This is a genomic window from Methylocystis silviterrae (assembly GCF_013350005.1).
GTDB classification, from domain to species: Bacteria; Pseudomonadota; Alphaproteobacteria; order Rhizobiales; family Beijerinckiaceae; genus Methylocystis; species Methylocystis silviterrae.
In genome coordinates this window covers 1-6,859 of sequence record NZ_JABVWW010000039.1, presented here as the reverse complement: position 1 = coordinate 6,859, position 6,859 = coordinate 1, and the positions used below count along the sequence as shown (strand labels likewise).

The following is a 6,859-nucleotide window of genomic DNA, read 5'->3' as shown; positions in this document are numbered from 1 at the left end:
TGCGGTCGGTGACGATACAAGCTTGATCTCGCCCGACACCGGAGCGAGACGCCCGATCATATTTCCGCCGATGACGGAGAACCACAACGTTCCCTTCTGATCGAAGACCGGCGTGTGCGGGGCGCGGGCCTTTGGATCGGGAAGCGGAAATTCTCGGATGTCGCCGGTTACGGGATCTAGCTTGCCGATGTAACCTTTGAAACTCGCCGTGAACCAAATATTGCCGCTCGGGTCGGAGACGAGCCCGTGCGGACCCGAGTTCGTGGTTTTCAGACGGAATTCGCGAAACTGCCCGGTCTTAGGATCAAGACGGCCGAGCAGGTTGGCCATCTGTCCGGTGTACCAGATCGCTCCATCGCTAGTTGCGAGAGGATCGTGGGGGTGCGAGCCGGGCGTCGGCACGCGCCATTCCTTGAAGGCTACATGGATGTCTCGAACAACGACGCCTGCGATCGAAGCGTCGCTTTGGAAGCTATTTCCAATCGGCGAAACAACGCTCATTGCGACCGCGAGGGTTAGCAAAACTCGCTCTTTGCGGAACATCAGCGTCTTCTTCTTCTCGAGGCCTGTCGAGAATTAGAGCCGAATGTTCCCCTTTCAATCTTGCTGGACTACGACAGCGCCTACGTCGAATTCGTTTGACTTTGCGGTTTCTTCTTTCTTCGAGTCAGCTTTCCCGGCCGATTATTGGTTATGGTGACCTTGCTCATTCTCGGAGGATTTTCTGATCTCGGCCTCCATCGCCTTGAATTGCTCGGCGGAGAGTCGAGGCAGGCGCCGAACGAAGGCCACAATATTCCATATTTGCTCGTCCTGATGCGTGGGCCCGAATGCGGGCATTCCGGTCATTTTGACGCCATTCTTGATGATCCAAAACAGCTCCGCGCTGCTCCATCGCTCTGAAGTTTCGGCGAGATTTGGAGGCTCCGGTCGCAGGCCTTTGCTAATGTAACTGCGCTCTTTCCCCGGTGCGCTATGGCAAATGACGCACATGGCGTCATAGTCTTTAAATCCCTTTCTCGCCTGATCCTCGCTCCATGTTTCCGGCGACTCGTTTCCCGCATGGGCAAGCACCGAACTACGCATGGTCCAATTCAAGATGACGCGCACCAAATCCGTGTGAGGCGCGGTTGCGGCGACGTTGTAAACGCCGCTGACGATGCCGAGAAAAGCGCCGAGTGCGCTGACGATGAACGCTATCACGAAACCAGCGAGAAACTTCATGGCGCACCTTCCCCGTCAGTCATTCTTGAAAGGCATATCCCACAAATCTAGTGCACTAACGCCGACATAGGATTCACAAGGGCTGCGCCGCCTGCGAGTCTGGGTTTCTTGGCCCAGACCGTCAGTTCTGAGCGGAAAGCGGCTGTCTTGGAATGCCGTTAAAGCAGCGCAAATAGCGTTTTGCTGTATCAGAGGTTTTCACTTCCATTGATGTGTTTCGCGCGTCAACGAACGTCACGTGATAATTGATACGCTCATGGCGAAGCTCTGAAACATCGAGCACCTCATAGCTCGAAAAGGCGTCGGTGCAGACGATTTCTGTCGGATGCGATTTTTCGCCTACGAGTGAGTCGGGGAACGCGGCCTGAAGAGCCGCATTCATCTCAGAGCCTATCGCAATCGCCAACTCAGCGAGGCGCAAAAGGCCGCCAACGTAGTGCGCTCCAAGGTGCGCGCCCGCGTCGGGCATGTGTTCGGCGACCAGAAAAACGGCATGAGAGCGGAGATCGTGCGCGTAATCGGCATCGTTCGCGCGAGGTACAAGATCGGAATGACGAACCTCGTCTACAACATGCGCCGTTTCGTCTGTCTCGAAAGGATGGCGAGCGAGTGAACCGGCGCGTCGTTAGTCTCGGTAGGGTGAGTGAGTGCATTTCTAGACCCCCTCCCGACAAGTCGGCGGCGACTTCAGGCTCACGGAGAAGCAGAGTCGAACAGCCCGGCTGCGCCGGGAACCTGAACGCCGCTCATCACGCCCCAAGCAGATATTTTTCGAGGTGCCCAATCGTAACAATGACGTCGGATTTCCGCGGGCGGCGTCCATTCCTTGCCGCTTTGCGTGCCTCTTTTTCCTTCGACGCTAGGCGCGCCAGCGGACGTTCCGCTCGGACCCGCAACATTGCCGGGGTGAACTGGATTCTTGGGATTTTCCTTTTGCACCGCTCCAGACGGTTCGACCGGCTTGCCGGCAGCCGGTCCTGAAGTCACTCCCTGATCCTCCGCAAAGGCGGGTGGGGCGACAGCGGCGAGGGCAAGGCTTACGATGACGACGAAAGGCTTTTTCACGATCAACTCCTAAGGCGGCGCTGCGCTGCGAGAGATCCAGCCCAACGGTTAGATGGAGGAAGTGTCAAAATAGGCAATGCTGGCCATTTGGCCCGCGCTCGTACCTTGATGGAGTCGGCATTCCGCTCAGGGCAAGGTGAACGATTGATGTCATCGATAGCGAGCATATGTCGACCCAGATCGTCATCATGGGTGCAACCTGAGGTCGGGCTGCGGCGGTCAAATGGTTCCCCATGAGCGCGAAGCCGCTGCGCTCAGCGTGATCCGAGAGGACCGCGCCCACACCAAATCCTCTCTCGCGATGGTGAAGCAAAAAAGCCCCGAAGGCCCCTTTCCAGCTGGCTTGCCCTTTAATTCATACAAGCGGTCAGCGACGGAAATGTCCCTCGGTACGCAAATGGAGCCTCCTACCTGGAAGCCGCGGGGTCAGCCCAATCGGGCACCCCCGGAGCCGATCGATACCCTTCGCAATCGCAATCATAGACGAAATAGTCATCGGAATCGCCGTTCGCGTCGAACGTCGAAAAATCGTAAGTGCGGTGCGTCTCGACCATTCGACGCTCGCCGATTGGGTTGGCCGCGCCACCTGGCATTTACGGCCGGTGCATGAGCGGCTTCTGGAACACATCAGGGCGTCGACGAACATCTTCGCCGACGAAACGAGGGCACCGGTGCTCGATCCCGGGCGCGGACGTAACAAGACCGGCCAGCTCTGGGCCTATGCGCGCGCGCTCATCAGCCAGAAGACCAAGCTGGCCGAGGCGATCCGCTATACGCTGTCACGCTGGGACGGCCTGACGCGCTTCCTCGACGACGGACGCGTCGGAATCGACTCCAACGTCGTCGAGCGCGCGATCCGCCCCATTGCGACGCATGAGTCATTGTGCATTCCCTCATCAAGTATCTGTAAACATTGGAAGCGTGTGTTCGTCGACGACGCGACACGGGCGACCTTTTCGGGCAACCGCCGCTTTTACCGGCTCCAGCGCCAGGTCTTCGGCGCGGATTTGATGCGGCGCGCCCGGAACCACCTGTATTGCTGGAAGCGCGCCGGATTTGATCAGGCGTCGTATCGCGTGGTGTGTGACGCCTAAAGTCTTCGCCGCCTCTGCCATGGTGAGCCATTCGCCATCCTTTTCCGCGGATCGATACGCGTGGATGCCACGGACGCGTCGAACGGAAGCAACGCGATGCGCCGTCCACGTCTTGCCCTGGCCAGTGGGCAGGCCCATTCGATTCAGCGACGCGGCAATGTGTTCGTCAGACCAGCGACCGGCCATGCTTCTCATGACCGCCAACGCATCTTCGGTTGTCGCGCAACCATGTTCTCCTGTTCGAGGTTTGCGCACGCGCAATTCGGAGTGCTGACCTCCACGCCAATGGATCGTGAGCACGACATCGCGTGCTTCATCGTCAACATCGACTACGATGTCGGCGATCAATGACCGGAGCAATTGCTGGCGAGCGCGCATCGTCACGCCGGGGGCATTCCAAGCCGCCGATAGATTGTCCGCCAGGTCGGTGAAGGCATTGGGGTCGACCTTGATATCCGGGCGCCTTTCTGCAGGTTGTCGCGCCTCCAGATCTCGGACACGTCGGAGCGCGGCCTCCCAGTTCTTTTCCAGTTGCGCGGCGATGAGGCGATTGTCCGGATCGCAAGCAGCGTAACGTCGCTCCGCCAAGTTGGCTTCGTAGCGGGCTTGCTGCAACTCCATGTCCAGGATGCGCTGCTGATCTTCTTGCTGTTCCCGGTGCATCTGCTCCGCCTTGAATGCGGCTTCGATCGCCACTGGCTCGACCGCCCTCAAAATCTCCCGGGCAACCGCGGCGTCTACCCGCGGGCCGCCGAAGGTCATGCACCGGGGCTGGCCCATCATAAGGTTTGGTTTGTCGCAGCGATATACCGGTCGGCTTTGCGGATTACCGGTGTAGGCGACCGAAAGTCTCCGGCCGCAACGCCTACAGGTCAGCACGCCTGACAGAAGCGCCCTTCCTCCCCGGCCAGACTTTACGCCGCCGGCGCGACCGTAATTGTTGAGCGCAAGTTGCTTTTGATTGCGCTCATATTCCGCCCAGTCGATATAGCCCTCGTGATGGTCCTTGAGCATCACCTCCCATGTTCCGATCGGCTTCCCGTGCCCATAACTACGCCGAGCTCTGCCGTCGACGATCGAAGTGCGCTTCTCGCTCTTCCCGTAGACGTAAACGCCTGCGTAAAACGGATTCTTGAGAACTGCGATCACGTTGCGGTAGCGGATGGGCAACCAGTCGAAGCTGGTCATACGGCCTTCATCCGAAGGCCGTGGAAAGTGGATCTGATCGGCCGTCATCGAGAGCAGCACCTGGCGCGCGCTTCCGAGTTCGCGGAAGCGGGCGAAGATGAGTCGGATTACCTCCTGGAGGCGTCGATCGGGATCGAGCCCAAGCCCGGCGTCACGATGCCAAGTGTAGCCAAACGGGACCGATATCCGCAGCTCGCCACGGCTGGCCTTGGACCGTGCAGCGTCTATCATCCTTGCGCGTAGGACGCCGAGTTCAAACTCGCTGATGCTGCCTTTCATGCCAAGAAGCAGGCGATCATTGGGCCGACAGGGGTTGTAGACGCCGTCGAGATCGATGACGCGGGCTTCCACGAGCCCGCATAGTTCGAGCAAATGATGCCAGTCGCGACCGTTTCGCGCGAGCCGCGACGCATCGAAGCACAGAACGGCGCCGACCTTGCCAGCACACAGCCATGCGACCAGGCGGTCGAATCCGGGACGCGCCACCGTCCCGCTCGCCGAACGACCAAGATCATCGTCGATAATTTCGACGTCGACGAAACCGCGCTGGCGGGCGACATCGACCAGATCGTACTGGCGCCGCTTGCCCTCCAGGTTGCTCATGACCTGAGATTGCGTCGACTGACGCACATACACGACGGCCTTTCTCTTGAGGACGGCCGCCGGAATCAGCTCACCGCTCGTCATCTTCAAGCTCCTCGACGCTGAGGCCCGCGGCCTGCATGAGGATTTGAGCGAGTGTCGTGACGATTTTGTCCCGCTCGGGGGACTGCAGGCCATCCAACTTGTTGTCTTCGAACGACAAACTCATCTGTCGGCCCGTCGCCGCCGACGGCGTCTCGAGAGACTGCATTGTTTTCCTCCGGAACGATTGCGACATCGCTCCGGGAGTCTGCGGCCTTGACCGCGCCTTTCAACTGGCGTTGCAGCTCAACGAGCGCGGCCACGTCAACGCGCGGCACGCCGATCACCATGCCGGCGCAAACCACGGGATCAAGCATCCAGCCGGCAATAGAAATCACGACGCCGGTCGGCCCTTGTACTTGAAGGAATGAGCCAGTTGCACGCTGCTCAACCCGACGAACCAGAACCTTGCTGCCGCAATATGGATGCCATCGGTAGTGGACTTCCAATTCCTGACCGACATGGGCAGAATGAACGGGTGATGGCGCTCAACCGATAAAAACGTACTCTTCGCCGGCTCGGACGGCGGGGCCGAGAACTGGGCGGTCGTCGACTCGCTCATCGAAACCTGCAAGCTCAATGGCGCGGATCCGCAGGCCTACATGGCCGACGTCCTCACGAAGATCATCGAGGGTCATCTCGCAAGCAAGCTCGACGAACTTATTCCGCGGGGCCTACGCGCCGTCCCGCCGCGCTCAGGGACGTGGCCCTGAAAACAGCGCTTACTGCAAATCGAAGACGTCGCCGCCTACTTCGCGAGCGTCGTTCCGCCGCGCCGCCGGCTATGCCGCCGCCGAGCGCGTCCAATGTGAAGGTATTTCCAGCGGGAACACAACCAATCATGGCGCGACGCGTTCTTCCATTTCCGTCCATTGTCCCTGGGCGGCAAGCGCGTTCATATGAGCTCGGTGAGTGAAAGACGCCTGGGCGTCGAGAACATTGCTCGGCATTCCGGACCAGGTATTCAACGCCGCCGTCTGCAAGGCTCGGCCGTAACTGAAAGTCAGCGCCCATGGCCCGCCAAGGCGATTGATGGCGTCGAGATTTGCGGTCGCCTCAATGTCGGATTGGCCGCCCGACAGGAAGGCGACACCTGGAACCGCCGCTGGAACGCAATTTTTCAACACCCGGATTGTCGAAAGCGCGACTTCTTCGGGCGACGCTCGCTTCGGATGTTTTTTTCCGGCGACGACCATATTGGGCTTCAGCAGCATTCCTTCGAGGAAGATCCGCGCTTCGTAAAGCCGCATGAAGACGGTCTTCAATACACATTCGGTCACTTCGCCGCATCGCTCGAGATCATGCTCGCCATCCATTAAGACCTCGGGCTCGACGATGGGCACTAGATCGGCATTTTGGCAAAGCGCCGCGTAGCGGGCGAGCGCTTGCGCATTCGTCTCGATCGCGAAATCCGTTGGAATACCCCTATCGGAATCGACGCTGATAACGGCGCGCCATTTTGCGAAGCGCGCCCCTAGGCGGCGATAATCGTTCAGCCGTTCGAGCAGACCGTCGAGACCTTCAGTAATCATTTCGCCGGGAAAATTGGCAAGCGACTTTGCCCCCAAATCGACCTTGATGCCTGGAATGGCGCCGGCCGCCTC

Annotated in this window: 7 protein-coding genes and 2 pseudogenes; 2 read left to right on the top strand and 7 right to left on the bottom strand. The window is 59.4% G+C overall.

What is annotated here, in order from left to right; translation table 11 throughout:
- The 4 genes from HUN39_RS18595 to HUN39_RS18580 form a co-directional block, all read right to left on the bottom strand.
- On the bottom strand, positions 1 to 501 hold a 501-nt coding region (locus tag HUN39_RS18595; protein ID WP_456299341.1), incomplete at its 3' end, for a Vgb family protein.
- A gap of 183 nt (positions 502 to 684) precedes the next feature.
- Positions 685 to 1,224, bottom strand: a complete 540-nt coding sequence (locus HUN39_RS18590; RefSeq protein WP_175095922.1) for a c-type cytochrome — start codon at positions 1,222 to 1,224, stop codon at positions 685 to 687.
- Between the two features lie 121 nt (positions 1,225 to 1,345).
- Positions 1,346 to 1,693 (bottom strand): hypothetical protein, encoded by a 348-nt coding sequence (locus HUN39_RS18585; protein WP_175095921.1) that lies wholly within the window; start codon positions 1,691 to 1,693, stop codon positions 1,346 to 1,348.
- Positions 1,694 to 1,917: 224 nt separating this feature from the next.
- Positions 1,918 to 2,289: a hypothetical protein gene (locus HUN39_RS18580; protein WP_232366217.1), complete on the bottom strand. Its 372-nt coding sequence runs from the start codon at positions 2,287 to 2,289 to the stop codon at positions 1,918 to 1,920.
- Between the two features lie 539 nt (positions 2,290 to 2,828).
- On the opposite strand from HUN39_RS18580, the pseudogene HUN39_RS18575 reads away from it, so the two are divergent.
- Positions 2,829 to 3,206, top strand: a pseudogene (locus tag HUN39_RS18575) (IS66 family transposase); the annotation flags it as partial.
- Here the strand turns inward: HUN39_RS18575 and HUN39_RS18570 are convergent.
- On the bottom strand, positions 3,186 to 5,258 hold the full coding sequence (locus tag HUN39_RS18570; protein ID WP_175095920.1) for a recombinase family protein: 2,073 nt from the start codon (positions 5,256 to 5,258) through the stop codon (positions 3,186 to 3,188). The pseudogene HUN39_RS18575 and the gene HUN39_RS18570 overlap by 21 nt on opposite strands.
- Positions 5,245 to 5,424 (bottom strand): hypothetical protein, encoded by a 180-nt coding sequence (locus tag HUN39_RS18565; protein WP_175095919.1) that lies wholly within the window; start codon positions 5,422 to 5,424, stop codon positions 5,245 to 5,247. Before HUN39_RS18565 ends, HUN39_RS18570 begins: the two co-directional genes overlap by 14 nt.
- Positions 5,425 to 5,746: 322 nt before the next feature.
- Here HUN39_RS18565 and HUN39_RS18555 point away from each other — a divergent pair.
- Positions 5,747 to 5,923: pseudogene (locus HUN39_RS18555) on the top strand (transposase domain-containing protein); the annotation flags it as partial.
- Between the two features lie 171 nt (positions 5,924 to 6,094).
- On the opposite strand, the gene HUN39_RS18550 reads toward HUN39_RS18555, so the two are convergent.
- Positions 6,095 to 6,859, bottom strand: a 765-nt coding sequence (locus HUN39_RS18550) for a class I fructose-bisphosphate aldolase (protein WP_175095917.1), incomplete at its 5' end; no start/stop codon positions are given.